At 59.5% G+C, this 1188-nt stretch carries 1 protein-coding gene; it reads left to right on the top strand.

What is annotated here, in order from left to right; translation table 11 throughout:
- The coding region (locus ACO0K9_RS27940; protein ID WP_422990663.1) for a hypothetical protein at positions 1–1188 on the top strand (1188 nt) is incomplete at both ends.

Below are 1188 nucleotides of genomic sequence, written 5' to 3'. Positions count from 1 at the left end.
ACAATGTCTCCCTGCTACGCACCTACAACAGCCAGGGCGTGTTCAACGACGACAACACCGACAACTGGTGGATCAATGGCTACCGCCGCCTCGTCAACCTCACTGGCAACCTCAACCAGGCTGGCAGTTCAATCCAGCGCATCGGCACCGACAACGCCGTCCAGACCTATGACTTCGATGTCGCCAGCAACACCTACCTGGCCCGTGCCGGATCAGGCCGCTTTGATAGCCTCACCTATGACAACAGCCATGCCAGCTGGACCTGGACCGATCCCGCCACCCAGAGCAAAGAAAGCTATGCCGCCCATGGCGACACCTGGCGCCTGAGCAGCGCCACAGATACCAGTGGCAACACCAACAGCTATACCTATACCGGCGACTACCTGAGCAGCATCACCAGCGCCAATGGCGACCGGGTTGAATTCAGCTATGTCGGTGCCAACCTCGCCCAAGAAAAAATCATCCTCGCGGATGGCAGCATCCAGAGCAACACCAGCTACAGCTACGATACCCACAACCGCCTGACCCAGGTCAAACTCGACCTCAGCCCCGACGACGACGACACCGCTGACGGCAATGTGTATGTCACCAACTACAGCTATGCCGGCAACAGCAATCTCATCACCAGTGTCAGCCAGACCGATGGCACCCAGCTCAGCTTCACCTATATCAACCTGGGTGGCAGCGACCGCATTGCCAGCGTCACCGATGCCCTGGGTCGCGTGACCCGCTTCAGCTATGACCTCGCCAACAAAACCAGCACCGTCACCGACCCGCTGGGCAATAGCAACACCTATACCTACGACGACCACAACCGCCTGACCGGCATCACCGGTCCGGCTGTGGATGCCGCAATACAGCAAATACAGCAAATCCACTACCAATACGATGTGGCCGGCAACCTCATCCAGAGCACCGATGCCCTGGGTAACAGCAGCACCTACACCTATGATGCGCAAGGCAACCTGCTGAGCCAGACCGACAGCCTGGGCGAGCGCATGGAACGCACCTATGGGGACCAGCACCAGGTATTGACCTCCACCACCTACCGCAGCCCGGCGGCCAATGGCCAGGCCGCTGGTCTGCCAGAAACCACCCGCAGCGTCTATGACAGCCAGCTCAACCTCCGCTTCGTCATCAGCGCCGGTGGCAATGTCACCGAATTCCGCTATAACACCCTGGGCCAGC

It is taken from the genome of Undibacterium sp. Ji50W, from assembly GCF_049340445.1.
Taxonomy (GTDB): Bacteria; Pseudomonadota; Gammaproteobacteria; order Burkholderiales; family Burkholderiaceae_D; genus Undibacterium.
The sequence above is the reverse complement of the archived record's forward strand: the minus strand, read 5'-3'. Positions and strand labels throughout refer to the sequence as shown.